The 21,936-nt window shown below is 74.8% G+C and carries 22 protein-coding genes; 8 read left to right on the top strand and 14 right to left on the bottom strand.

What is annotated here, in order from left to right:
- The first annotated feature begins 31 nt into the window (after positions 1-31).
- Complete coding sequence (locus ACFY00_RS17940; RefSeq protein WP_388032446.1) at positions 32-1,249, top strand: AI-2E family transporter; 1,218 nt, start codon at positions 32-34, stop codon at positions 1,247-1,249.
- Positions 1,250-1,252: 3 nt separating this feature from the next.
- On the opposite strand, the gene ACFY00_RS17935 is transcribed toward ACFY00_RS17940, so the two are convergent.
- The 4 genes from ACFY00_RS17935 to ACFY00_RS17920 all read right to left on the bottom strand — a co-directional run bounded on the left by ACFY00_RS17935 (position 1,253) and on the right by ACFY00_RS17920 (position 5,368).
- Positions 1,253-2,506, bottom strand: a complete 1,254-nt coding sequence (locus ACFY00_RS17935) for an FAD-dependent monooxygenase (RefSeq protein WP_388032445.1) — start codon at positions 2,504-2,506, stop codon at positions 1,253-1,255.
- A 173-nt stretch (positions 2,507-2,679) separates the two neighbouring features.
- The gene (locus ACFY00_RS17930; RefSeq protein ID WP_388032444.1) at positions 2,680-3,363 is read right to left on the bottom strand and encodes a maleylpyruvate isomerase family mycothiol-dependent enzyme; all 684 of its coding nucleotides are present in this window, start codon (positions 3,361-3,363) and stop codon (positions 2,680-2,682) included.
- Positions 3,360-4,202, bottom strand: a complete 843-nt coding sequence (locus ACFY00_RS17925) for a fumarylacetoacetate hydrolase family protein (protein ID WP_388032443.1) — start codon at positions 4,200-4,202, stop codon at positions 3,360-3,362. The genes ACFY00_RS17930 and ACFY00_RS17925 overlap by 4 nt, the downstream gene beginning before the upstream one ends.
- Entirely contained in the window at positions 4,199-5,368 is a 1,170-nt protein-coding gene (locus ACFY00_RS17920) for a cupin domain-containing protein (protein WP_388032442.1), read from the bottom strand. Before ACFY00_RS17920 ends, ACFY00_RS17925 begins: the two co-directional genes overlap by 4 nt.
- A gap of 75 nt (positions 5,369-5,443) precedes the next feature.
- On the opposite strand from ACFY00_RS17920, the gene ACFY00_RS17915 reads away from it, so the two are divergent.
- Both ACFY00_RS17915 and ACFY00_RS17910 read left to right on the top strand, forming a co-directional pair.
- Positions 5,444-6,220: an IclR family transcriptional regulator gene (locus ACFY00_RS17915; RefSeq protein ID WP_388032441.1), complete on the top strand. Its 777-nt coding sequence runs from the start codon at positions 5,444-5,446 to the stop codon at positions 6,218-6,220.
- Between the two features lie 96 nt (positions 6,221-6,316).
- Positions 6,317-7,243 carry an LLM class flavin-dependent oxidoreductase gene (locus ACFY00_RS17910; RefSeq protein WP_388032440.1) on the top strand — a complete coding sequence of 309 codons (927 nt, stop codon included), beginning with the start codon at positions 6,317-6,319 and terminating at the stop codon, positions 7,241-7,243.
- A gap of 275 nt (positions 7,244-7,518) precedes the next feature.
- Here the strand turns inward: ACFY00_RS17910 and ACFY00_RS17905 are convergent, their stop codons facing one another.
- Positions 7,519-8,046 (bottom strand): MarR family winged helix-turn-helix transcriptional regulator, encoded by a 528-nt coding sequence (locus tag ACFY00_RS17905; RefSeq protein WP_388032439.1) that lies wholly within the window; start codon positions 8,044-8,046, stop codon positions 7,519-7,521.
- A 142-nt stretch (positions 8,047-8,188) separates the two neighbouring features.
- On the opposite strand from ACFY00_RS17905, the gene ACFY00_RS17900 reads away from it, so the two are divergent.
- Both ACFY00_RS17900 and ACFY00_RS17895 read left to right on the top strand, forming a co-directional pair.
- On the top strand, positions 8,189-9,085 hold the full coding sequence (locus tag ACFY00_RS17900; protein WP_388032438.1) for an SDR family oxidoreductase: 897 nt from the start codon (positions 8,189-8,191) through the stop codon (positions 9,083-9,085).
- A 132-nt stretch (positions 9,086-9,217) separates the two neighbouring features.
- A complete protein-coding gene (locus tag ACFY00_RS17895) occupies positions 9,218-10,285 on the top strand; it encodes a VanZ family protein (RefSeq protein WP_388032437.1) in 1,068 nt (355 codons plus the stop codon).
- A gap of 94 nt (positions 10,286-10,379) precedes the next feature.
- Here the strand turns inward: ACFY00_RS17895 and ACFY00_RS17890 are convergent, their stop codons facing one another.
- From ACFY00_RS17890 to ACFY00_RS17865, 6 genes are all read right to left on the bottom strand, one after another.
- Positions 10,380-11,378, bottom strand: coding sequence for a TIGR03842 family LLM class F420-dependent oxidoreductase (locus ACFY00_RS17890; protein ID WP_388032436.1), 999 nt, complete (start codon positions 11,376-11,378; stop codon positions 10,380-10,382).
- 20 nt (positions 11,379-11,398) lie between these two features.
- On the bottom strand, positions 11,399-12,787 hold the full coding sequence (gene hydA / locus ACFY00_RS17885; protein WP_388032435.1) for a dihydropyrimidinase: 1,389 nt from the start codon (positions 12,785-12,787) through the stop codon (positions 11,399-11,401).
- Between the two features lie 5 nt (positions 12,788-12,792).
- Positions 12,793-13,635, bottom strand: coding sequence for a nitrilase-related carbon-nitrogen hydrolase (locus ACFY00_RS17880; RefSeq protein WP_388032434.1), 843 nt, complete (start codon positions 13,633-13,635; stop codon positions 12,793-12,795).
- 145 nt (positions 13,636-13,780) lie between these two features.
- Positions 13,781-14,386, bottom strand: a complete 606-nt coding sequence (locus tag ACFY00_RS17875) for a TetR/AcrR family transcriptional regulator (protein ID WP_388032433.1) — start codon at positions 14,384-14,386, stop codon at positions 13,781-13,783.
- Positions 14,387-14,456: 70 nt separating this feature from the next.
- Positions 14,457-14,966 carry a GNAT family N-acetyltransferase gene (locus ACFY00_RS17870; RefSeq protein WP_388032504.1) on the bottom strand — a complete coding sequence of 170 codons (510 nt, stop codon included), beginning with the start codon at positions 14,964-14,966 and terminating at the stop codon, positions 14,457-14,459.
- 1,249 nt (positions 14,967-16,215) lie between these two features.
- Positions 16,216-16,803 (bottom strand): hypothetical protein, encoded by a 588-nt coding sequence (locus ACFY00_RS17865; protein WP_388032432.1) that lies wholly within the window; start codon positions 16,801-16,803, stop codon positions 16,216-16,218.
- Between the two features lie 554 nt (positions 16,804-17,357).
- Here ACFY00_RS17865 and ACFY00_RS17860 point away from each other — a divergent pair.
- Positions 17,358-17,756: a hypothetical protein gene (locus tag ACFY00_RS17860; RefSeq protein ID WP_388032431.1), complete on the top strand. Its 399-nt coding sequence runs from the start codon at positions 17,358-17,360 to the stop codon at positions 17,754-17,756.
- Positions 17,757-17,806: 50 nt separating this feature from the next.
- Here ACFY00_RS17860 and ACFY00_RS17855 read toward each other — a convergent pair whose 3' ends face one another.
- Together ACFY00_RS17855 and ACFY00_RS17850 are read right to left on the bottom strand one after the other, a co-directional pair.
- Complete coding sequence (locus tag ACFY00_RS17855) at positions 17,807-18,544, bottom strand: ATP-grasp domain-containing protein (protein ID WP_388032503.1); 738 nt, start codon at positions 18,542-18,544, stop codon at positions 17,807-17,809.
- 135 nt (positions 18,545-18,679) lie between these two features.
- Positions 18,680-18,976, bottom strand: coding sequence for a hypothetical protein (locus ACFY00_RS17850; protein WP_388032430.1), 297 nt, complete (start codon positions 18,974-18,976; stop codon positions 18,680-18,682).
- A 132-nt stretch (positions 18,977-19,108) separates the two neighbouring features.
- Here ACFY00_RS17850 and ACFY00_RS17845 point away from each other — a divergent pair, with 132 nt between their 5' ends.
- Positions 19,109-19,348, top strand: coding sequence for a hypothetical protein (locus tag ACFY00_RS17845; RefSeq protein ID WP_388032429.1), 240 nt, complete (start codon positions 19,109-19,111; stop codon positions 19,346-19,348).
- Between the two features lie 125 nt (positions 19,349-19,473).
- The gene (locus ACFY00_RS17840) at positions 19,474-20,223 is read left to right on the top strand and encodes a hypothetical protein (RefSeq protein WP_388032428.1); all 750 of its coding nucleotides are present in this window, start codon (positions 19,474-19,476) and stop codon (positions 20,221-20,223) included.
- A 74-nt stretch (positions 20,224-20,297) separates the two neighbouring features.
- Here the strand turns inward: ACFY00_RS17840 and ACFY00_RS17835 are convergent, their stop codons facing one another.
- On the bottom strand, positions 20,298-21,446 hold the full coding sequence (locus tag ACFY00_RS17835; protein ID WP_388032427.1) for an NADAR domain-containing protein: 1,149 nt from the start codon (positions 21,444-21,446) through the stop codon (positions 20,298-20,300).
- Between the last annotated feature and the right edge of the window lie 490 nt (positions 21,447-21,936).

The following is a 21,936-nucleotide window of genomic DNA, read 5'->3' as shown; positions in this document are numbered from 1 at the left end:
CCACGGCCGCGAACGGAACGGACCGACGACCATGAAGATGCCACCGGGACTGCGCGTCGTCACCACCGGCGCCGCCGACGGGATCCGCCGACGGCTGCTGGTGCCCCCCGACGCCGCCCCGACCGCGCCACCGGCCGACCCACCGGCCGACAGCCCGGCCGACCCACCGCCGTCCGCGACGCCGTCCGCGGGACCGTCCACGGCGCCGGTCCGGCGCTCCTCCCCCGCCCGGTGGCCCGGGTTCGCCACCGGCCTGCGGCTGGCGCTCGGCGCGCTCACCGGCTGGTTCCTCTTCCGCCAACTGCTGCGCCTGGAGGAGTTCCTGACCCTGCTGCTGCTCTCCGTCTTCCTCGCGGTGAGCCTGGAGCCGGTCGTCGCCGCGCTGTGCCGACGCCGACTGCGGCGCGGCTGGGCGGTGGCCACCGTGCTCGGCGTCTTCCTGCTCCTGGTCGCGGGCTTCCTGCTGCTGGTGGTCCCGCCGGTGGGCCAGGAGGCCGGGGTGCTGGCCCGGCGCCTCCCGGCCTGGCTGGAGCAGGTGCACGACCACCACTCGGCGCTCGGCCGGATCGAGGACCGCTTCCACCTCGCCGAACAGGCCAAGAACGCCCTCGGCGGCAGCGGCGGCCCGGGCCTGATGGGCGGGGTGCTGGGCGCCGGCCGCCTGCTGCTCGACACCGTCACCTCGGTCGTCGTGGTCGCCACCGTGACCCTGTACCTGATGGCCGACATGCCCGACATCAAGGAGTTCTGCTACCGCTTCGTGAAGGGCAGCAGCCGCGACCGGGCCCGCGAGCTCACCGAGGAGATCCTCGCCCGCACCGGGCGCTACATGCTCGGCAACCTGGTTACCTCCGTGATCGCCGGCATCGCCACCGCCGTGTGGTGCGCCGCCGTCGGCGTGCCGTACGCCGCCGCCCTCGGCGTGTTCGTGGCCCTGATGGACCTGGTGCCGATCGTCGGCTCCACCATCGGCGGCATCGTCGTCAGCCTGGTCGCCCTCGCGGTCTCCTGGCCGGTCGCCCTGGCCACGGCGGGTTTCTACATCGGCTTCCGGCTGCTGGAGGACTACCTGATCATGCCGCGGACGATGAAGTTCGCCGTCGACGTCCACCCCTTCGTCACGGTCGTGGCCGTCCTGGTCGGCGGCGCGCTGCTGGGCATCGTCGGCGCGCTGGTCGCCGTCCCGGCCGCGGTCGCCCTCGGCCTTCTGCTGGACGAGTTCGTCTTCCCCCACCTGGACCGCCGCTGAGGTTCACGGGCGCTCCCGGGAACCGCCCAGCGGAACGGGGGTGAACATCGGCGGTTCCTGGTCGGGCGTGAGCGCGGTCGGGCCGTAGATCCAGTCGGTGAACGCGTAGTCGTCGACGGCCCGTTCGCGCAGGACGGCGTTGCGCCGCAGGCGGGCCTCGCCGTCCAGGTGCCAGAGTTCGCCCCAGGCCCGGGCGGTGCTCTGGACGCGTCGGCAGTGCTCGACCCGGACGGCCTGGTAGGCGGCCAACGCGGCGTCCCAGTGCGGGGGTTCGCCCTCGCGGGCGAGCCGGGCGACATGCTCGGCGAGCACCCAGCCGTCCTCGATCGCCATGATCGCGCCCTGGGCCGTGTACTGCAGCGGCGGGTGCGCGGCGTCGCCGAGCAGGGCGATCCGGCCGTGCACCCAGGTCTCCACCGGGTCGCGGTCCATCATCTGCCACCAGCGGTCGCGCCACATCAGCGGGATGCCGGAGCGGACGGTGTCGCAGGTCGCCGCGAAGGCGGCGTCCAGTTCGTCGGGGGTGCCCCAGTCCGCCTCGCCCGCCTTGGCCTTCGGCGACTCGAAGACCGCGACCTGGTTGAACATCTCGCCGCCGCGCAGCGCGTACTGCACGAAGTGGCAGCGCGGGCCGACGTACACGGTGACGTCGCGCTCGGCGATCCCGTTCTCCCGGACCCGTTCGATCGGGACGGCGGCCCGGTAGGCGACGTAGTCGGAGCTGACCACCTCGTCGCCGACCAGTTTGCGCCGCGCCACCGAGTGCAGCCCGTCCGCGGCGATCACCAGCGGGGCCCGCTCGACGCCGCCGTCCTCCAGCACCACCCGGGCGCCGTCGCCGTCCTGCTGGTAGTCGACCACCGTCCGGTCGGTCAGCAGCTCGACCCCGGCCCGGCGGCAGGCGCGCAGGAAGATGCCGTGCAGGTCGCTGCGGTGGATCACCAAGTACGGGTGGCCGTAGCGCCGTTCGAGGTCGCGCAGGTCGAGGCGGGTCAGCTCGCGGGCGTCCAGCGCGTCGCGCATCACCATGCCCTCGGGCACGACACCCAGTTCGCGCGCCTCGTCCAGCAGGCCGTGGTCGGCGAGGATCCGGGTGCAGTTGGGCGCGAGCTGCAGCCCGGCCCCGACCTCCCCGAACTCCTTCGCCCGCTCCAGCACGCGCACGCCCAGGCCCTTGCGGGCCAGCGCGAACGCGGCCGCGAGACCGCCGATGCCGCCGCCGACGACGAGCACGTCAGGGGTGGTGGGAGGGTTCATGAGGCTGCTTCTTTCGACATCACGGGGAGGCAGGTGCACGCCCGGGGAGGGGCGCAGTGGGGTACGGGCCGCGCCGCGCATCACGATCCTGCTGACGGTCGATGGTTGGTCGCGCAGCTCCCCCGCGCCCCTGCCGGGGCGTGGGAAGAGGGGCCGGAAGGCGGAAGTCCGGGTCAGAGCCAGGGGCCGAGGGGCGGCGCGCCCTCGATGTGCTGACGACCCGTCAAGTAGGCTGCGAGCTGCGGGAGTTCAGCTTCGACCACCGGCTGATCGGCGTCACCCGCCGGGACCCACCGCACGCTTCCGTCCGGGGTCCGCAGGACGAACTCCGGCGCCCGCTTGGCGAGGACGTCCGCGCAGAGCGCGGCGAGGAAGTCCGCCGGGAGGTCGGCGAAGGTGACGCCCGCGGCCAGGTCGACCGCGTGGACGCAGGCCTCGCGGGCGCGGAGCCACGGGAGTTCGGCGGCGGGGACGGTGCGGCCCTGGGCGGTGACCACGGGGGCCTGCCACTGCTCGGGGGTGAGGGCGTCCAGCGCGGCGGCCAGCCGCTCGGCGGATTCCCGTACCCGGCGGGTGAGTTCGGCGGCGGGCAGGGCGCGTCCGCGTTCGATGCCCGCGAGCCGCTCCGCCGGGGAGGCGTACATCGGGGTGGGGGTGCCGGTCGCGGCCCAGTGGACGAGGTTGCCGAGCGCATCGGCGTTGGCGGCGAGGTGGGCGGCGAGGTGGGCGCGGCTCCAGCCGGGCAGCGGGCCGGGGGCGGCGTACTCGGCGGGGCCGAACGGGGCGGCGGCGGCCAGGAAGAGTTCGGTGCCGAGGGCGGCCCAGCGGCGGGCGTCCGCGAGGGTGCGGGTGCTCACGCGGCGCCGCCGTCCCGGACGACGCGGTTCTCCAGGCGGCCGAGGCCCTGGATCTCGGTGACGACCGTCTCCCCGCCGCGCAGGTAGCGGGGGGGCTTGCGGGCGTGACCGACGCCGCCGGGGGTGCCGGTGGCGATCAGGTCGCCGGGGTTGAGGCGGACCACGGTGGAGACGTACTCGACCAGGGTGACGGGGTCGAACAGCAGGTCGCCGGTGTTGTCGGACTGCAGGGTCTCGCCGTCGACGGCGAGCGTGACGTCGAGCGCGGGGCGGACGCCGCCGGGCAGTTCGTCGGGGGTGACCAGGTAGGGGCCGACGGGGGTGGTGGAGTCCCAGGTCTTGCCCTGGAGCCACTCGCGGGTGCGGAACTGCCAGTCGCGGCAGGTGATGTCGTTGAGGACGGTGAACCCGGCGATGGCGGCCGCGGCCTGCTCGCCGCGGGCCCGGCGCACGGACTTGCCGATGACGACGGCGAGTTCGACCTCCCAGTCGAACTCCTCGGTCTCCACCGGGCGCAGGATGTCGTCGCCCGCGCCGATCAGCGCGTCGGCGAACTTGGCGAACAGGGTGGGGTGTTCGGGCAGGTCGCGGCCCATCTCCTGGATGTGGTTGCGGTAGTTGAGGCCGACGCACACCACCTTGGAGGGCCGCGGCACCACGGGCGCGAACTCGGCGCCCGCGAGCGGGTACGCGGTGCCGGTCGCGGTGGCGGCGGCCGCCGCCCAGTCGTCCCGGCCCAGCAGCGCGCCGAGGTCGGGGTGCCCGAGGTCGACCAGGGTGTCGCCGTCGAGCCGGACGGCGCGGGTGGTGCCGCCGGTGCGGAGGGTGGCGAGCTTCATCGGGTGGTTCCTTCCACGTGGGTGCGCTGCAGGTGCAGGGCTTCGAAGATCGGGGCGTCACTGAACCGGAACAGGTCGAGCGCGCCGGAGTCGGAGTCGGTGGCGCCCGCCTCGGATCGGGCCGAGAAGGGCAGCCAGGAGGGGACGGTGAACAGGTCGCCGCGGCCGACCGTCCAGGTCCGCTCGCCGACCGTGACGGTGCCGGAGCCGTCGAAGACCTGGTAGACGGAGGAGCCGGTCTCGCGGACGGGCGCGGTCTCGGCGCCGCGGGCGATCCGGTGCACCTCGGCCCGGATGGTGGGCAGCACGTCGCCCGCGGTGGCCGGGTCGGTGAACCGGACGGCGGCGTGGCCGGGCTCCACGGTGCCGCCGAACCCCTCGGCCTCCAGGGCGAGTTGGTCGGCCAGGGCGCGGTCGGTGTGCTCCCAGCGGTAGGCCAGCAGCGGGCTGCCGGGGCCGGGGCGCCCGGCGGCGACCGGGCGCAGGCCGGGGTGGCCCCAGAGGCGTTCGGCGCGGGAGCGGTCGGGGGTGGCGCGTTCGGCGGCGGAGATCGCGTCGCGGCCGAACTCGAAGAACTGGGTCTCGCCGGTGTACTGGAACGGGATGTCGAGGCCGTCGATCCAGGCCATCGGCTCGCTGGTGGCGTTGTGGTGGGCGTGCCAGTTCCAGCCCGCCTGCGGGAGGAAGTCGCCGCGGCGCATGGCGACCGGGTCGCGGCCGACCACCGTCCACACGCCCTCGCCCTCGACGACGAAGCGGAAGGCGTGCTGGGTGTGGCGGTGCTCGGGGGCGTCCTCGCCGGGCATCAGGTACTGGACGGCGGCCCACAGCGTGGGGGTGGCGAACGGGCGGCCGCCGAGCGCGGGGTTGGCCAGCGCGATCGCCCGGCGCTCGCCGCCACGCCCGACCGGGACCAACTCGCCCGCACGGGCGGCGAGTTCGCGCAGGCGCTGCCAGCGCCACAGGTGCGCGGCGGCCTGCGAGCGGGGGTGGGCGGGCATCAGGTCGCCGATCTCGGTCCACAGCGGGACGAGCAGCTCCTGTTCGAAGCCCCGGTAGAGCGCGTGGAGCGCCGGGGTGACCTCGGGCTGCCCGTCCGCGGCGACGGCCTGGAGCCGGACCGGGGAGCCCGTTGCGGTGTCTGGGGCGGTGGTGGACTCGATCACGGGCTCGGCGTGCCTCGTCCCGCCCAGGAGAACGGATGGATTCTCCACAGCAGAACAGCCACTGAGAGGCCCGCCGTGGACAAGCCGCTGAAGACCCCGCCGCCGTACCCGATCGCCAGCGTGGACCACGCGCTGCGGGCCGCGACCATGCTGCAACTGGAGGGCGGGGCGACGGTCTCGCAGGTCGCCGAGCGCCTCGGCGTGGCCCGCTCCGCGGCGCACCGGATCCTGGGGATGCTGGTCCACCGGGACTTCGCGGTGCAGGGCGACGACCGGGTCTACCGGGCCGGGCCGGTGCTGGAGCTGGCCACGCACTCGCGCTCGCTGGTCTCCCGGCTGCGTCCGGCGGCGCTGCCGCACCTGCGCCGGGCGGCGGACGTGCTGGACGAGACGGTCAACCTGATCGTCCGCTCCGGCGACACCGCCCGCTTCATCGCCAGCGTGGAGTCCGCGCAGACGCTGCGGGTGGGCTCGCGCGAGGGCGTGGTCTTCCCGGCGCACCGCACCACCGCCGGACTGCTGCTGCTCGCCGAGCTGACCGACGAGCAACTGGAGGAGGTCTACGCCGCCGAGCGCTACCGGGACCGGCCCGGCGAGCGCCCCGATCTGCCGGGCCTGCGGGCCGAGTTGGCGAAGGCGCGCCGCAGCGGGTTCGCGGTCAACCGGGAGCGCTCCGAGCGCGGCCTGACCGCGGTCGGGGTGACGGTCCGGGACGGGGCGGGGGCGGCGGTGGCCGGGCTGTCGGTGTCGATGCCGAGCGTGCGCTACGACCCGCACCGGCTGCAGTCGCTGGTGGCGGTGCTGGAGGCGGCGGCCCGCGCCCTGGATGCGGACCTGGCCGAGCAGTCCTGAGCCGTTCGGCTGCACACTGACGAATGGTCAACTACTCTCACCCGCAGCAAGGTTGTGCACGTGAAGCAGTGAAGTCCGAGAGGTGCACCCGCTCTGATGAGCCACCAGGAACGATTGAGTTTCGGCCTCAAGACCACCCCGATGCACGTCGACTACGACGACATCCTGCGGGTCTGGCAGGAGGCCGACGGCATTCCCGAGATCGAGCACGCGTGGCTGTGGGACCACCTGCTGCCGCTGGCCGGCCCCAAGGAGGGCAAGATCTACGAGGGCTGGACGCTGCTGTCCGCGCTCGCCGCACAGACCTCGCGGCTCAAGCTGGGCCTGCTGGTGACCAGCAACCGGATCCGGCAGCCCGCCGTGCTCGGCAAGATCGCGACCACCGTCGACGTCGTCTCCCGGGGCCGACTGGTGATGGGCCTCGGCGTCGGCGGCACCCACCAGCCGGCCGGCGCGGGCGGCATCGCCGGTGACAACCCGGCGATCGCGGAGTACGAGGCGTACGGGCTGACGCTCGTCCCGCCGGGCGAGGGCATCGCCCGGCTGGACGAGACGGTCCGCATCCTGAAGCGGATGTGGACCGAGAAGGAGTTCGACTTCGAGGGCCGCTACTACACCCTCAAGGGCAACCGCAACGAACCCAAGCCGGTGCGGCCCGGCGGCCCCCCGCTGCTGATCGGCGGCTGGGGCGACCGGACGCTGCGGCTGGTGGCCGAGCACGCCGACATCTGGAACGTCCCCGGCCCGCCGCACAACCGGCTCGACTACATCGTCGAGCGCAGCCGCGTCCTGGACGCGCACTGCCGCGCGATCGGCCGGGACCCGGCGGAGATCCAGCGCTCGGTGCAGGTGATCGTCTCGTACGAGGACGACGAGGCGAACCGCCGGGTCGTCCGCGAGCTGATCGGCGCCGGGCTGACGCACATCGTGCTGAGCCTGCCGCGCGGCTACCCGCAGGGCATCGTCCGACGGCTGGCCGACGAGATCGTCAACCCCCTGCGCGCGGAGCTGGCAGCCGCCTGAACCGCCCGCCCGCCCGGGCCCGGAGGGCCGTCGGGCCACCGGGTGCGGACTCCCGCCCACGACGATCGCACCGGCGGCACCGACCGCCGACGGGCCGGTCGCGGGTCCGGGCCGCAGTGCTGACGACCCGTCGGCCGGAGCCCGCACGCCCGTACCCGCCGAACCCGCCGCATCCGCCGCACCCGCTCGACAGGGCTGAGGTCGCCCGCGCCGCGGTCCCCACCCGGCCCCGAGCGGTGCCGGCGGCGGACCGGCTCCGAACGCGCCGGAAGAAGTCAGCGGTCGGCGCCGTCGCGGCCCCGATCTTCCGGGCGGTCCTTCGGGCGGTCCTTCAACCGGTCCAGGGAGTCGACGTACTTGAGCATCAGGCGGGCGAAGTCGAGGCGTTCGGTGTCGGTCCAGTCGGCGGTGATGTACTCGAACGCGGAGCGCTGGTGGCGGCGGAAGCGGGCCATCAACTCGGCGCCCTGGGGGCTGAGGTGCAGGACGGTGCGGCGGCCGTCGTGCTGGGAGGCGGCGCGGAGCAGGTAGCCGGCCTTGATGTTGTCGGTGACCATCCGGCTGGCGACGGAGGGGTCGACGGCGAGGAGTTCGGCGATCGCGCCGACGGTGACCTCGGCCTCGGAGTCGCGGGTGTGCTCCAGGACGAGGTTGAGCACCAGGGTGCGGCTGAGGTCCTTGGCGGAGATGGGGTGCTCGACGTCCAGCAGCGAGGTGCGGCGCAGCTTGCCGAAGGCGGGGCCGACGGCGTCCAGCAGCTCGTCGGCCGTGGGGTGCGGCCAGTGTTCCTCGTTCTTCGTCATGCGCCCATGGTAGGTGCGTGGGCCGGGACAACTGCATGGGTGGGCACAGAAAGATGTTGCCCAGCAATTAGATGCATGACAGCATGCATGTGCAGGGCGGCGCATCCGCCGCCCCGTCCACCATCTCTTCCCGGGGGTTCCCATGACCGTTCTCGTCACCGGCGCACGCGGCCAGGTCGGCCGCGCCGTCCTGCAGCAGCTGCACGCCGCCGGGCGTCCCGTCCGCGCCGCCAGCGCCCGTCCCGCCGAGCTCGCCGTCCCGGCGGGGGTGCCGAGGGTGGAGCTGGTGCTGAACCGGCCCGACACCTTCGCCGCCGCGCTGGCGGGCGTCCGGCAGGTGTTCCTGTACCCGGAGCCCGCGGGCGTCGACGCGTTCGTCGCGGCCGCGGAGGCGGCGGGCGTGGAGCACGTGGTGCTGCTGTCCTCCGCCTCGGTGCTGGCGCCGGACGCCGAGAGCGACCCGCTGGGCGCGCACAATCTGGCGGTCGAGCGCGCCCTCACCGCCTCCGGCCTGAGCGCCACCCTGCTGCGGGCGGACGCCTTCGCCAGCAACGCGCTCGGCTGGGCCCGGCCGATCGGCGCCGGTCTCCCGGTCGAACTCCCCTACCCGGAGGCGCACTTGGCGCCGATCCACCCGGCGGACATCGCCGACGTCGCAGTCGCCGCACTGACCGACGACGCTCCGACCGGCACCACCCCGACCGGCACCACCCCGACCAACGCCACCCGCCCGGGGCTGCGCGGCCGCGCCGTCACGCTCACCGGCGGCCAGTCGCTGACCCTGCGCGCGCAGGTCGGTGTGCTGGCCGAGGTGCTGGGCCGGGAGGTGCCGGTGCGGACGATCAGCCGGGCCGAGGCGGAGCGCCAGCTGTCCCGCTTCATGCCCGCCCCGATGGTCGGCTCGCTGCTGTCCTACTGGTCCGCCGCCACCGCGGGCCCCGCGACCGTCGGCGACACCACCCGCAGCCTGCTCGGCACCCCGGAACGCACCTTCCACCAGTGGGCGGTCGAGAACGCGGCCGCCTTCTCCGCGAACTGACGCGCACTCAACTCCGTTCCCCCGCCCAGGAGAAGGCGGTTTGCCGGGCCGACGCGTCCGGTCGTACGCTGACGGCCGTCCACGGGGGCCCGGGCCTCCGGCGCTGCCACCGCCACCCCTTCCGGAGGGCCGATGCTCGAGGTCTCGCTGTCCGCCGCACCGCTGCTGTTCCCGGCCTTCGCCGTGCTCGGCGTGCTGTTCGGGGCGGTGGCGTTCCGGCTGGCCCGGCGGTGGGGGCGGCCGCCGCTCGGACCGGTGCTGTGGGGCGTGGCGCTGGCGGGCGAGTTGGCGGTGACGCTGGCGCCGACCACCGGCGGGTCCTTCGGGGAGCCGAACTGCGTGTTCGGTACGGGCGGCTGGGGGGTGGCGCACGGCCTGCAGGGGGCACTGAACCTGGCCCTGTACGTACCGCTGGCGGCGCTCGGCGTGTGGGTGTTCCGGCGGCCGCTGTCCGTACTGGCCGGGTGCGTGCTGCTCTCCGCCACGACCGAGGTGCTGCAGACCGTACTGCGGACGGGCCGCCTCTGCGACGCCGCCGACCTGCTCGACAACTCCTCGGGAGCGCTGCTGGGCACCGTCCTGGCCGCGGCCGTCCTGGCGGTGGCGGGGCGAGCGGCCTCCCCGTGGCGGTCGTTCGCCCCGCGCCGGGACGCGCTGGGCGCGCTGACCACCGCCGGTGGCGGTCTGGCGGCCGTCGCGCTGGTGGTGTGGCTGTACGTCCCGCTGTACGGTCCCGCGGGCCACACCCCGCCCCGTCCGGACGTCACGGACGTCCGCGCCCCGGCGCAGTATCTGATGGCGGGGCTGTTCGGCCCGGGTGACCGGCTAGAGCGGACCTCGCCGGTGACCGACACCGCGCACTCGGTCTTCCCGCTGACCGAGGCGGTCACCGACCGGGGCCGGTTCCGGTTCGAGGCGGGCTCCGGCCGCTTGGTCTCCGTCGAGTTCACCGCCCCGGAGGCGGCCGGAGGCGGCCCGCGCTCGGAGGACGAACTCCGGCACGTCGGAACGGAGTTCGCCAAGACCTGGTTCCCCGACCTGGCCGCCGGTGCGCCCAGCCCCACCGTCGCCGCCCCGGGCCCGGACGGCTCCCGGCTGCTCGCCTTCCGACCGCCGGACACCGCCGGCACCCGGCTGCTGGAGGTGACTGTCTCGGCCTCCGGCCGGGTCCGCTCCGCCATCGCCACCCGCGTGCGCTGACCACCGCCCGGAGCCGCCCCCACCGCCGATGCCACACCCACCGCCGATGCCGACCGCCACCCGCGTGCGCCGCGACCACCCCTCGGGCGGCAGCTCAGGCCAGCGCCGGAATGACCTGCTCCCCGTACGCGTCGATGGTGGCCTCCCGCGCGTCGTGCATCGCGTACACCGCGAACTGGTCGACGCCCAACTCCCGTAGCACGCGCAGCTTCTCGACGTGCGCGGCGGCGGGGCCGAGCAGGCAGAAGCGGTCGACGACGGCGTCGGGGACGAAGTCGGTGGAGGGGTTCCCGGCCCGGCCGTGGTGGCTGTAGTCGTAGCCGTGGCGGTCCTTGACGTAGGCGGTGAGTTCTTCGGGGACGAGGTCGGAGTGCTCGCCGTACCTGGCGACCAGGTCGGCGACGTGGTTGCCGACCATGCCGCCGAACCAGCGGCACTGCTCGCGGGCGTGGTCGAGGTCCTCGCCGACGTAGGCGGGGGCGGCGACGCAGACGGTGACGGCGGCGGGGTCGCGTCCGGCTTCCTCGGCGGCCCGGCGGACGGCCTTGACCATCCACTCGGTGAGGTACGGGTCGGCGAGCTGGAGGATGAACCCGTCGGCCTTGCGCCCGGCGAGGGCGAGCGCCTTCGGCCCGTAGGCGGCCATCCAGACGGGCAGTCGGCCGTCCTTGATCCAGGGGATCCGGACCGGGTTGCCGTCGACCTCGGCCTCCCGCCCCTCGGCGAGGTCGCGGATGGCGTCGATGGCGGCGCCGAGCCGGGCGAGCGTGTTGGGGCGGCGCCCGGCGACCCGCATCGCGGAGTCGCCGCGGCCGATGCCGCAGACCGTCCGGTTGCCGTACATGTCGTTGAGGGTGGCGAAGGTGGAGGCGGTGACCTCCCAGGTGCGGGTGCCGGGGTTGGTGACCATCGGGCCGACCCGGAGGCGTTCGGTGTGCTCCAGGATGCGGCTGTGGATGACGAAGGGCTCCTGCCAGAGCACGGCGGAGTCGAAGGTCCAGCCGTGGCTGAAGCCGGCCCGTTCGGCGCGGCGCATCAGTTCGACGACCTTCGCGGCGGGCGGGTCGGTCTGCAGGACGAGTCCGAAGTCCACGCGGGGCTCCTCGAAGGGGGTCAGAGGTACTGGCAGGCGGAGCGGGGCAGGAAGGCGCCGTGGCCGGGGCGGCCGAGGTAGTCGCCGCGGTCGAGCAGGACCTCGCCGCGGGAGAGCACGGTCTCGACCTTCCCGGTGACGGTGCGGCCCTCGTACGCCGAGTAGTCGACGTTCATGTGGTGGGTGGCGGCGGAGAGGGTCTGCACGGCGTGCGGGTCGTAGATGACCAGGTCGGCGTCGGAGCCGGGGGTGATGGTGCCCTTGCGCGGGTGGAGGCCGAACATCCGGGCGGGGGCGGCGCAGGCGAGGTCGATCCAGCGGCGGCGGCTGATCCGGCCCTCGACCACGGCCTGGTGCAGCAGGTCCATCCGGTGCTCGACGCCGGGCAGGCCGTTGGGGATCTTCGAGAAGTCGCCGACGCCCAGCTCCTTCTGGCCCTGGAAGCAGAACGGGCAGTGGTCGGTGGAGACCACCTGCAGGTCGTCGGTGCGCAGGCCGCGCCACAGGGCCGCCTGGTGGTCCTTGGGGCGCAGCGGGGTGGAGCAGACGTACTTGGCGCCCTCGAAGCCGGGTTCGGCGAGGTTGTCGGTGGAGAGGAACAGGTACTGCGGGCAGGTCTCGCCGAAGACGGGCAGTCCGAGGTCGCGGGCGGCGGCGAGTTCGGCGAGCGCCTCGCGGGCGGAGACGTGCACCACGTACAGCGGCGCCCCGGCGACCCGGGCGAGCTGGATCGCGCGGTGGGTGGCCTCGGCCTCCAGCAGGGCCCGGCGGACCTCGCCGTGGTGGCGCGGGTCGGTCTCGCCGCGGGCCAGGGCCTGTTCGACCAGGACGTCGATGGCGGGGCCGTTCTCGGCGTGCACCATGGTGAGCGCGCCGACCTCGGCGGCCTGCTGCATGGCGCGCAGGATCTGTCCGTCGTCGGAGTAGAAGACGCCGGGGTAGGCCATGAACAGCTTGAACGAGGTGACGCCCTCGCCGACCAGGCCGGGCATCTCGCGCAGCACCGACTCGTTGACGTCCGAGACGATCATGTGGAAGGCGTAGTCGACCGCGCAGTTGCCGTCGGCCTTGGCGTGCCAGTCGTCGAGCCCGGCGCGCAGCGAGGAGCCGCGGGTCTGGATGGCGAAGTCGACGATGGTGGTGGTGCCGCCCCAGGCGGCGGCGCGGGTGCCGGTGGCGAAGGTGTCGGAGGCGCGGGTGCCGCCGAAGGGCATCTCCATGTGGGTGTGCGCGTCGACGCCGCCGGGGACGACGTACCTCCCGCTCGCGTCGAACACCTGGTCGGCGCTCCACTGCTGGCTGCCGTGCCGGGCGAGCGCGACGACCCGGCCGTCCTCGACCAGCACGTCGGCGGGCGTCTCCTCGGCGGCGGTGATCACCAGGCCGCCGGTGATCAGGGTGCGGGCCACCGCGCTCAGCCCTCGGTCAGCGGGCCGTAGGCGTCCGGGCGCCGGTCCCGGTAGAACGCCCACTGCTGGCGGACCTCGTCGATCATGCCCAGGTCGAGGTCGCGGACGACGAGTTCCTCGCTCTTGTCGGAGGCGACCTCGCCGACGAACTGGCCGCGCGGGTCGACGAAGTAGCTGGTGCCGTAGAAGTCGTCGTCGCCGTACTCCTCGACGCCGACCCGGTTGATCGCGGCGACGAAGTACTCGTTGGCGACGGCGGCGGCGGGCTGCTCCAGCTGCCACAGGTACCCGGACAGGCCGCGGCTGGTCGCCGACGGGTTGTAGACGATCTCGGCCCCGGCCAGGCCGAGTGCCCGCCAGCCCTCCGGGAAGTGCCGGTCGTAGCAGATGTAGACGCCGACCTTGCCGACGGCGGTGTCGAACACCGGCCAGCCCAGGTTGCCGGGCTTGAAGTAGTACTTCTCCCAGAAGCCGTGCACCTGCGGGATGTGGTGCTTGCGGTACTTGCCCAGGTAGCTGCCGTCGGCGTCGATCACGGCGGCGGTGTTGTAGTAGAAGCCGGGCCTCTCGATCTCGTACACCGGCGCGACCACCACGATCCCCAACTCCCGGGCCAGCGCCTGCATCCGGCGCACCGTGGGCCCGTCGGGGACGGGTTCGGCCCAGGCGTAGTGCTCGGGTTGCTGCACCTGGCAGAAGTACGGGGCGTTGAACACCTCCTGGAACCCGATGACCTGCGCGCCCTGCGCGGCGGCGTCCCGCGCGGCGCGTTCGGCGGCGGCGAGCATGGTTTCCTTGTCGCCCGTCCACGCGGTCTGGAACAGGGCGGCCCTGACGACACGACTCATGGCCGTACTCCTCGGCTCGGAGGCGCAAAGGCGCAGCGGGAAGAGCGCGGTAGCGCTGTAGACCGTTGAGACTAGGAGTTCCGCGGCGGATGGCCGGTTGCCACGCGGGAGCGGGGAATAAATCGGTCCGGCGGGGATGAAACGGTCAGACGGGCAGCAGGCGGTCCAGGGCGCGGCGGGTGCGGGTGGCGGCGAGCGGGTCGCGGAGCAGTTGCAGGGCCTGGTTGAGGGCCAGGTAGATGCCGGTGAGCTCGTGGACGACCTGCTCGGGGTCGGTGTCGGCGGGCAGTTCCCCGGCCTCGACGGCGAGCCGGACCTCACCGGCCAGGCGGCGGCGCCAGACCATCAGCAGCCGGGCGACGTTGCGGCGGACCGGGCCGTCGTGGGCGTCGAACTCGACGGCGGCGGTGGTGAACAGGCAGCCGCCGGGGAAGACCTCGCTGGCGTGCTCCAGGTAGTCGATCCAGCTCTGGCAGACCGCCCGCAGGCGGCGCAGGCCCGGTTCGGCGGCCGCCGCCGGGTCCCAGACCAGGGCGGTGAAGAGGGTGGAGGCCCGTTCCAGGGTGGCCAGTTGGAGGGCCTCCTTGGTGCCGAAGTGGCCGAGCACGCCCGCCTTGGACAGGCCGAGGTCCCCGGCCAGCCGTCCGATGGTCAGGCCCTCCAGTCCGTCGACCGAGGCGAGGGCCACGCTCCGGTCGATGATCCGGGCCCGGGTCCGGCGGGCCTCGGCCATGGTGCTGCGCGGGCTCATCGCTCCTCCTCCGTGCTCGGTCCCGTCCGGGCGCGTCCGCTGCGCGCGTTCCGCGCCCAGGTCCGGAATCCTACGCGGGCGGCGCGCCCGTCCGGCGTTCCGCGGGGCGGTGCTCCATCAGCAGGTTCCCGTCCACCGACGGCTCCCCCGTCTTGCGGAACCCGGCCTTCTCCCAGGCCCGCACGGCCCGGACGTTCGCCGCCGCCGGGTCGACGGTCACCCGCCGCCACCCCGACTCCCCGCCCAGGTGGGCCAGCAGCGCCCGCGCGGCGTCCGGACCGAGCCCGCGGCCCCGGTCCTGCGGCCGCAGCACCAGGTCGATGCCGCCGCCCTCCGGCCCGGCCCGCCAGTACTGGGCGTAGCCGACCGGCCCGCTCCCGTCGAGCACCAGGAAGGACTCCACCCGCGGGCGCCGCCGCCCCAGGTACTTCGCGGCGACCTCCGCGCGCGACAGCGGCACCCCGCCCCAGTGCTCCACGAACCCGGGGTCGGCGAACCACCCGGCCAACAGCTCCAGGTCCCCCTCGCCGGTCGGCACCAGCCGGGTCAGCGCCCCCTCCAGGACGACACCACTGCTCACGGATCCTCCTCGCGCCGTTCCCCGTCCCTGCCGCAGGCCCACTGTCACACACCCCCCGGGGCCGTCGGCGGCACGGCGGTCCCCCGGCCCGGGCCCGTCCGGGAGCAGGCCGGTGCGGCGGGCCTTCAGGGTCGCCCAGCCCGCGAGGTTGCCGCGCGGGTGGGTCCGCAGGGCGGCCAGGTGCGCGGGCCAGCCGGGGCCGCGCAGGAGCGCGGTCAGCTGTTCGCGGACCGCGTCCCGGCCGTCCTCCGGGTGCTCGGTGAGGTGGGCGGCCAGGGTCAGGACGGAGCGGTAGCGGTCGGTGCCGGGGGCGAGGCGGACGACGTGGCGGGCGTAGTGGGTGAGCAGGTGGTCGGCGTCGTCGAGGTCGGCGAGGGTGGCGCCCATGCCGTGGCTCTCGGCGGTGGCGCGCAGCAGCCGCCCGGTCTGGTCGACGGTCTCGGGGTCGGCGTGCGGGTCGGCGATCGCCCGGCCGACGGCGGCGGCGACCAGCGTCTCGCCCGCGAAGCAGCCGGTGAAGTCGCCCTCGTCGGCGGCCCGTCGGCGCAGCCAGTGGACGGCCCGCGGGTCGGCGGGCCGGTCGGGCGCGGCCAGCGGGTGGGGGCCGGAGCGCCACGGGTAGTGGGCCCGGGGCGCGGCCAGCCGGTTCAGCGCGTGGACGCAGTACGTGCGGTCGATGCCGGTGGTCCGTTCGGCGAGCCAGATCAGGGCCGGTACCGCCGCCGGTGTCCGCAGGCGCTCCAGCGCGTACGCGGGCAGGCCGCCGAACGGCTCGCCGAGCAGGCCGACGGTCCGGATCAGTGGCGCCTCCCGCTCGGTGGCGGTCTCGACGAGCAGCAGCAGCCCGGCCGCCACCGCGTCCCGTTCGGTGCCGTGCCGCACCAGTCGGCGGCCGACCGCCCGCAGCAGCCCGGGCGGGTGGCACCGGGCCAGCGCGCCGATCGCCGGGTCGGGCCACCGCGGCACCGGCAGCTGCGCGAGCGCGCAGGCCGGCCGCCGGAGCGCGGCCGGGGTCAGCGGCCGGGCGAGACGCCGCTCCAGCAGGGCGGCGACCCGGGCGCCCGCGGGCTCCGGCCCTGCCCCGCGCCGCTGCTGGGCCCGCCGGTACCGCTCCTCGTCCGGCAGCGGCACCGTCCGCGGGAGCGGACTGTCGGGGGCCGCCCGGTGCAGTCGCAGCGCGTGCTCGTACAGCGGGACGCGGCCCCGCGTTCCGGGGGCGGTCACCGGAGGGTGTCGGACTCGATCCTCTTCACGCCCCGGAGCCTGGCACCGCGATCCCCCGCCCCGCAAGCCCCTTCCCGCCCCCGCCCGTCGCGGCCGCACCGGCTGCGTCCAGGAGGGCCGCCAGCTCGTCGGCCGACTCGGCGGTCAGCCGGTAGAACCCCTGCAGGCCGACGGAGCGTTCGAGTCGACCGTCCACCACGTGCTTCAGCCCCCTGGTGCGTCCGCGCCGGTTGCGCCAGGTCAGCCGTTCCAGGAGCTCGCCGGGCACCCGGGTGTCGAAGCCCACGGGCGTGCCGTCCACGTGCACGGGCGTCGCGCCGCAGCCGCCCGCGCCGAGCATCCACCAGTCGTCGTGGCCGGTGCCGCCGGTCGGGGTGCCCTCGCAGCAGTCGCCCCGCGCCGGGCCGAGCACCCGCATCCGGCTGACCACGAAGACCTCGCACCGGTTCACGTGCAGCGCGTACACCTCGTCCCCCGTCGAGGCTCCCGACCAGGGCGGCAGGGAGGCGTGGATCCCGCTGTAGGCGACGGTCGGACGCTGTCCCACCCGCCCCGCCCTGCGCAGCGCGCGGCAGGTTTCGTGGGTCCACAGGACGGTGAAGGCATCGGGCATGCCGTGATCGTAGGGGCGCGCTCCGACAGGCCCGCCGCCCCGGCGACGCCGTCGGCTCGATCGTGACCGTCTACCCGGCCCGGAGCGACGACGCGGGCTCCGTGCTCCGGTGACGGCCCTGCTCCGTTCGACGGGCCGGGACCCGCACCGGTCTCCAGCGGCCCGGTGATCCTGAGCCAGGCCGCTTCGGGCAGCTCCGCGGTGCGGTCGAGCCGGCCGACCGCCTCGGCGGGCCAGGGCTCCGGGAGCTCCGGCGGCTCCGGCAGGTGGACGAGGGAGATCCCGTCGGCGAGGACGGGGGTCGGCCCGGGGTCCCAGGGGTGGACCGAGTGCAGGTGGGCCAGCAAGTCGAGGGCGTCGAACGCCTGGCTTCGGTCGGTCACGGCGCAAGACCAGGCCGGTCGCCCCGTCGGGGGCCGCTCTCCTCGGCGTCCCGCCCGTGGGACCGGTGACCTCGGCCTCGATCGCCCGGCGGCCCGGTGCGGCGCGCGTGTGCGAGTGATCCGCCCCGGGAACACCCACCGGTCCGGGCCGCGCCGCGTACCCTCGGCCCCGTGCCCCGTCATCCGAAGCAGCCCCGCCGCCTGGTCGTCGAAGGACGCGTGTACCTGTGGACCCTCCGGCACAGCCACCGCTCCCCGGACGGCGACCGGTCCGCGGGCTGCCGCGAAACGCTCACCCTGCACCCGCAGCCGGCCCGCAGCGGCGGCCCCCTGCGCGTCGTCTTCGCCGAACGCCCCGGCAGCTACGTCCCGGGCGGCTTCCCGCTGGGCTCGGGGGACGTGGGCGACGTCCACGGCAGTTCGCTGAACCTGCACGAACCGGGCACCGTCCGGGCCCTGCTGGACGCGGCGACGGCCCGCGGCTGGCACCCCGACGGCCCGTCGGCGGTCGAGGTCGACGGCTGGCTCCTGCTGGAGGCGGCGGCCGCCGCCCGGCGCGGGACCACCTGAGCCCCGCCGGGCCACCGGGACGGGCCCCGCCGTCCGTCGTACCGCGCGGATCAGCGCCGCTCGAACGCCGCGTCCCGCGGTCGCACGTGCTCCCGCGGGCCCGCCGCGCGCAGGACCACGTCCAGCACCCGGGCCGGGTCGGCCGCGTAGGCGTGCGAGAACCACGCCATGTTGGCCTCCACCACGGCCCAGCGGTGGCCCGGGCGGTACGGGTCGAGCAGCTGCCCGACGTCCACCACGACGGCGCTCGGCAGCGTGGGCCCGGCCGCGGCGGCCAGCCGGTCGGTGAACTCCGCGAGCTGCGCGGCGACGGCCCGGTCCGCGCGGTCCGCGCCGAGCGGGCGGGGGTCGAGCCGGCCGAACACCGCGTACCGGCTCGCCGCGGCGATCCGGCCGTCCAGCAGGAACAGCCGGTACTCGGCCGCGAAGGTCACCACCTCGGACAGCAGCACCGGCGTCGCCGGGTCCAGGGCGGCGGACAGCCGGGACCCGTCGGTGTGGACCTCGGCGGGGAAGGACTTGTCCCGGGGCGGCTTGACGAACGTCGGCCGGTCGATCGCCCACGCGTCCGCGACGGTCCCCAGCCGGACCCGGCGGCCGGTGAACTCCTCCGGCAGCTCGGCGAGCCAGCCGTCCGTCGGCTCCAGCAGCGCGAACCCGAGCCGCCCCGCCAGCCGCGCCCCCGCGACCGGCCCCCCGTACCAGTACGCGGGCCCGGCCGGGACCGGCTCCTCCGCCGCCCTGACCGGCATGCCCCGGCCCGCCGCCTCGACCGCCAGCAACTCCATCGTCGACGTCCGCCGCCCGGGCATGACCAGCACCGCGCACCCCTCCCCCGCGCTCCGCGAAACCGCCACGCTAGCCCCACCGCCCCCGCCCCCGCAGCCGGGTTTCCCCGGTGGCCCGGCGCCGGTGACCGGGCATCAGGACGACGGTTCGGCGGCCCGGGAGCCGTCCGCCGCCTCGGGCCACGGCCGTCGCCGGGGAGTGGCGCCGCTTCCGCGCCGCCGACGCCCGCTGGTGGCCGACTCCCCCTCGGCCCGGGCCTCGGCGGCCGGCCACCAACCTGTCGCGACGTGCGGATCGAGCACGTCCGGCGCCTGCTGGTACTGCCGCCGGTCGCCGAGCAGCCGTGCCCGCTCCAGCGCGCAGAACCACTCCCCGCGCCCGGCCTGGAACTCCACCTCCCGCTCGTGGCCGAGCTCCACGAGTCCGGTCACCGGCGAGGAAGGGGTGCAGCCCGACGAGGTCCGGGTCCGGCGGTCGAGATCAGCGGCGTCCACGGCACCGCACACCCCAGGCCTCGTCGCCGACACGGCCACCGCACCGGCGGTGCCGCCTACAATCGGCGGATGGATCGACGTGTTCCCTCCGGTCTGAGCCCCGTGGACAGTTACGCCCTGCGCTGCTTCCAGCGAGATGACGCCGAGCACGTTCGGAACATCCGGCTCCACCCCGTGCATCCCGACGAGAACCTCGCCCTGTACATCAGCCGGATCGAGGCGGCCGGCTGGCACCTCGCGGAGCGGAGCTCCGGCGCCGAGGAGCCTCAACGGCGTTGTCGGCTGCGCTTCGTCCGCCCGGCCGCGTGATCAGGGGCTGGGGCCGCCGCCGGTGGTTCCCGGCGGGCGACGGCGGGTGCCGTGGCCGCGACCGGTTCGAGGAGGCCTCGTCCAGGCCTGCGGCTGCCTCCCCGTCAGGTGCTTGAATCCGTCGCATGACGGACTGGTCCTCACTCGAGCACGCGTACGGCACCGCCCAGGACATCCCCGGCCTCCTGGACGCCATGAGCCCGGACCCGTGTGATCCCTGCTGGAACAAGCTGTGGTCCGCCCTGTGCCACCAGGGCGCGGTCTTCCCGGCCAGCTACGCGGCGCTCCCCGCCCTGGCCGACGCGGCCCGGCGCTGGTCGCCGGCGGAGCGACGGCAGCCGCTCTACCTGGCCGGCGCCATCGTCGCCGCCACCGACCGGCCCGACGGCGGGGAGGACCCCCACGTGTCCCGCTCCGCGGAGATCGCCGCGATGCGGGAACTCACCGAGGAGGCCCTGCGGGATCCCGGGCTGGCCGGGGACCCCCGCGACTACGTCTCGCTGCTGGGAACGCTGCTCACCTTCGAGGGGGTCGAGGTCTGGGGCGAGCAGATCGACGGCCTCAACGGCGAGGAGTACGAACTGCCCTGCCCCGCGTGCGAGACCGAGAACTCGATCGTCTTCGGCGAGCACGGCTACTTCTCGACCACCGACCACCTGTACGTGCTCCGCACCCCCGCCAAGCAGTTCCCCCTCCAGCCGCGGGATCCTTCGGAGCTGCGGGGCCTGGCCGGCCGACTGCACGAGCGTCTCCTCGCGGACGGCCACCCCGACCTCGCGCACAAGCTGACCTACGTCTTCGGCACGGCCAGGTGCGCGGAGTGCGGCACGCCCTTCGACGTCGCCGAAGCCGTCGTCGCCCGCTGGGGCGCCTGACGAACCGGGGGAACGGCACCCCGGCCGCCAAGCGGCACGTCGACCGGTTCGACGCGACCGCGTTCCCGGCCCGCTCACACTCCGGCTGCTCCGGCTATTCCGGCTGCTCCGGTTACTCCGGCGCGCCGGGCCTGCAGTTCGGAGCGGACGAGTTCGAGGAGGCGTCCTGACCAGTTGCGGCCCCGGCCTGCGTTGTCGCCCCAGAAACCCGAGTTCATGTCGTCGTAGAGCACGGTGGCGTCGTCCGTCGCGAGCAGGACTTCGGCCAGTTCGGGGTGCTGGTCGTACTTGGCGCGCAGGAGCGCCGCCATGACGGCCGTCCGGGCCTGCTCCCAGCCCTCGCGGCGAGGGGCCCGGGCCGCGAGCCTGCGTGCCGCGGCGGCGTTCTGTGCCGTCGCGATCGCGTGCCGGGCCTCGGGCTCGGCGACCGACAGGGCCCAGTAGGCGTGGGTGACGGAGGGGTAGTCGGTGTCGGCGACCGTGATCGGGGCGGGGTGGTCGTGGCGCAGGCCGATCTTGCCGGGGTCGTCCACCGGCTCCTCCGGGAACGTCTGCGCGAGGTGGACCGCCGGGGCGTGCGAGATCACCGGCCCGTCCGCGGGAGCACGCCCGGACCGCTCGGCCTTCCAGCGGGCCCGCTCCTCGAAGTACCCGAGGGCGCTGTCGTAGGCCTCCTGCGTGACGGTGCCGTCGAACGGCAGGTAGGTCCGGCCGCCGGGGCCGGCCACCAGGACGCGTAGCGGCCGGTCCTTGCTGTCCATGTCGCCCAGCGCGTAACGGCGCTGGGTCTCCGGGATCGCGAGGAACGCGGCGCGGGCCGCGGCCCGGTTCTCCTCGGTCCGGTCGGCGAGGAAGGCGTCGACGGCGGCCAGACAACGGCCGGTCGAATCGGGTCGGCCGTTCAACTGGTCGATGGTGTCGCGGACTTCGGCGACGAGTAGGTCGGGCGTGACCCAGCTCTTCGGCTCGCCGAACTTCCAGCCCGCAAGACCGTGCGCGGAGGCGTCACCGCCTTCGGGGAAGCTGGTGGCCACCCAGCCGGTGCGCAGCTTCTCCTCGAGCTCTTCTAGGGTGACCAGGCCCCAGCAGTCGATGAGCCCGTCGGCGTAGATGAACAGGTCGGTGAGGAAGTGGTGGCCGCCGTTGCGGATGAAGGCGTGGCGCCAGGTTCCGGGTATGCGGACGCCGTCCGCCGTGCGATGGGTGATCCGGTTGCCGATCATCCTGGGATTGTGCCGCAGCGCCCGCCGCGCGGACCGTGATTTCCCTCCAGGCCGGTCGCCGCTGCCTTGGGGCGCCGTGCCTCGCCAGCCGACCCGTCCCACCGAAGTTCGACCGGTCCGACGAGATCACGCACCAGACGCCGCAGGGCTGCGACGGGGGTTTGAAGACGGACCCTGGCGCACCCGGCTAGCGCACCCGGCGCCTCTCCTGGCCGGCGGCCTTCGGTGCCCGGCCCCACATCCACGCGCCCCCGGCGAGGAAGGCCAGCACTCCCAGCGCTCCCAGGCCAGCGGTCCAGCCCACCCTCTCCAGGACCGCGACGACCAGCCCCACCAGCCCCTCCCCGCCGGGGTTCTCCCCCGGGGCCGGTGGCTCACCCGCCAGCAGGCTGGATCCTGCGCCGTAGGCTGCCTGGCTACCTGTCAGGACGACCGCCATGGTCTCCCCTCTCCGTCGTCCGGGAATCCCCGCCCCGTAGGCCGCCGCACA

The sequence above is a fragment of the Kitasatospora sp. NPDC001540 genome (assembly GCF_042894345.1).
Classification (GTDB): domain Bacteria; phylum Actinomycetota; class Actinomycetes; order Streptomycetales; family Streptomycetaceae; genus Kitasatospora; species Kitasatospora phosalacinea_C.
Note: the sequence above shows the minus strand (reverse complement) of the source record. Positions and strands in the feature narration are given on the sequence as shown.

Bases quoted from the DNA above. Each gene is read 5' to 3' on its own strand.
- ACFY00_RS17935 (WP_388032445.1), bottom strand. From the start codon at position 2,506: ATGAACCCTCCCACCACCCCTGACGTGCTCGTCGTCGGCGGCGGCATC.
- ACFY00_RS17835 (WP_388032427.1), bottom strand. From the start codon at position 21,446: ATGATCGGCAACCGGATCACCCATCGCACGGCGGACGGCGTCCGCATA.
- ACFY00_RS17910 (WP_388032440.1), top strand. From the start codon at position 6,317: ATGAGCCACCAGGAACGATTGAGTTTCGGCCTCAAGACCACCCCGATG.
- ACFY00_RS17925 (WP_388032443.1), bottom strand. From the start codon at position 4,202: ATGAAGCTCGCCACCCTCCGCACCGGCGGCACCACCCGCGCCGTCCGG.
- ACFY00_RS17845 (WP_388032429.1), top strand. From the start codon at position 19,109: ATGGATCGACGTGTTCCCTCCGGTCTGAGCCCCGTGGACAGTTACGCC.
- ACFY00_RS17905 (WP_388032439.1), bottom strand. From the start codon at position 8,046: ATGACGAAGAACGAGGAACACTGGCCGCACCCCACGGCCGACGAGCTG.
- ACFY00_RS17865 (WP_388032432.1), bottom strand. From the start codon at position 16,803: ATGCCCGATGCCTTCACCGTCCTGTGGACCCACGAAACCTGCCGCGCG.
- ACFY00_RS17855 (WP_388032503.1), bottom strand. From the start codon at position 18,544: ATGGAGTTGCTGGCGGTCGAGGCGGCGGGCCGGGGCATGCCGGTCAGG.
- ACFY00_RS17900 (WP_388032438.1), top strand. From the start codon at position 8,189: ATGACCGTTCTCGTCACCGGCGCACGCGGCCAGGTCGGCCGCGCCGTC.
- ACFY00_RS17880 (WP_388032434.1), bottom strand. From the start codon at position 13,635: ATGAGTCGTGTCGTCAGGGCCGCCCTGTTCCAGACCGCGTGGACGGGC.
- ACFY00_RS17875 (WP_388032433.1), bottom strand. From the start codon at position 14,386: ATGAGCCCGCGCAGCACCATGGCCGAGGCCCGCCGGACCCGGGCCCGG.
- ACFY00_RS17840 (WP_388032428.1), top strand. From the start codon at position 19,474: ATGACGGACTGGTCCTCACTCGAGCACGCGTACGGCACCGCCCAGGAC.
- ACFY00_RS17940 (WP_388032446.1), top strand. From the start codon at position 32: ATGAAGATGCCACCGGGACTGCGCGTCGTCACCACCGGCGCCGCCGAC.
- ACFY00_RS17895 (WP_388032437.1), top strand. From the start codon at position 9,218: ATGCTCGAGGTCTCGCTGTCCGCCGCACCGCTGCTGTTCCCGGCCTTC.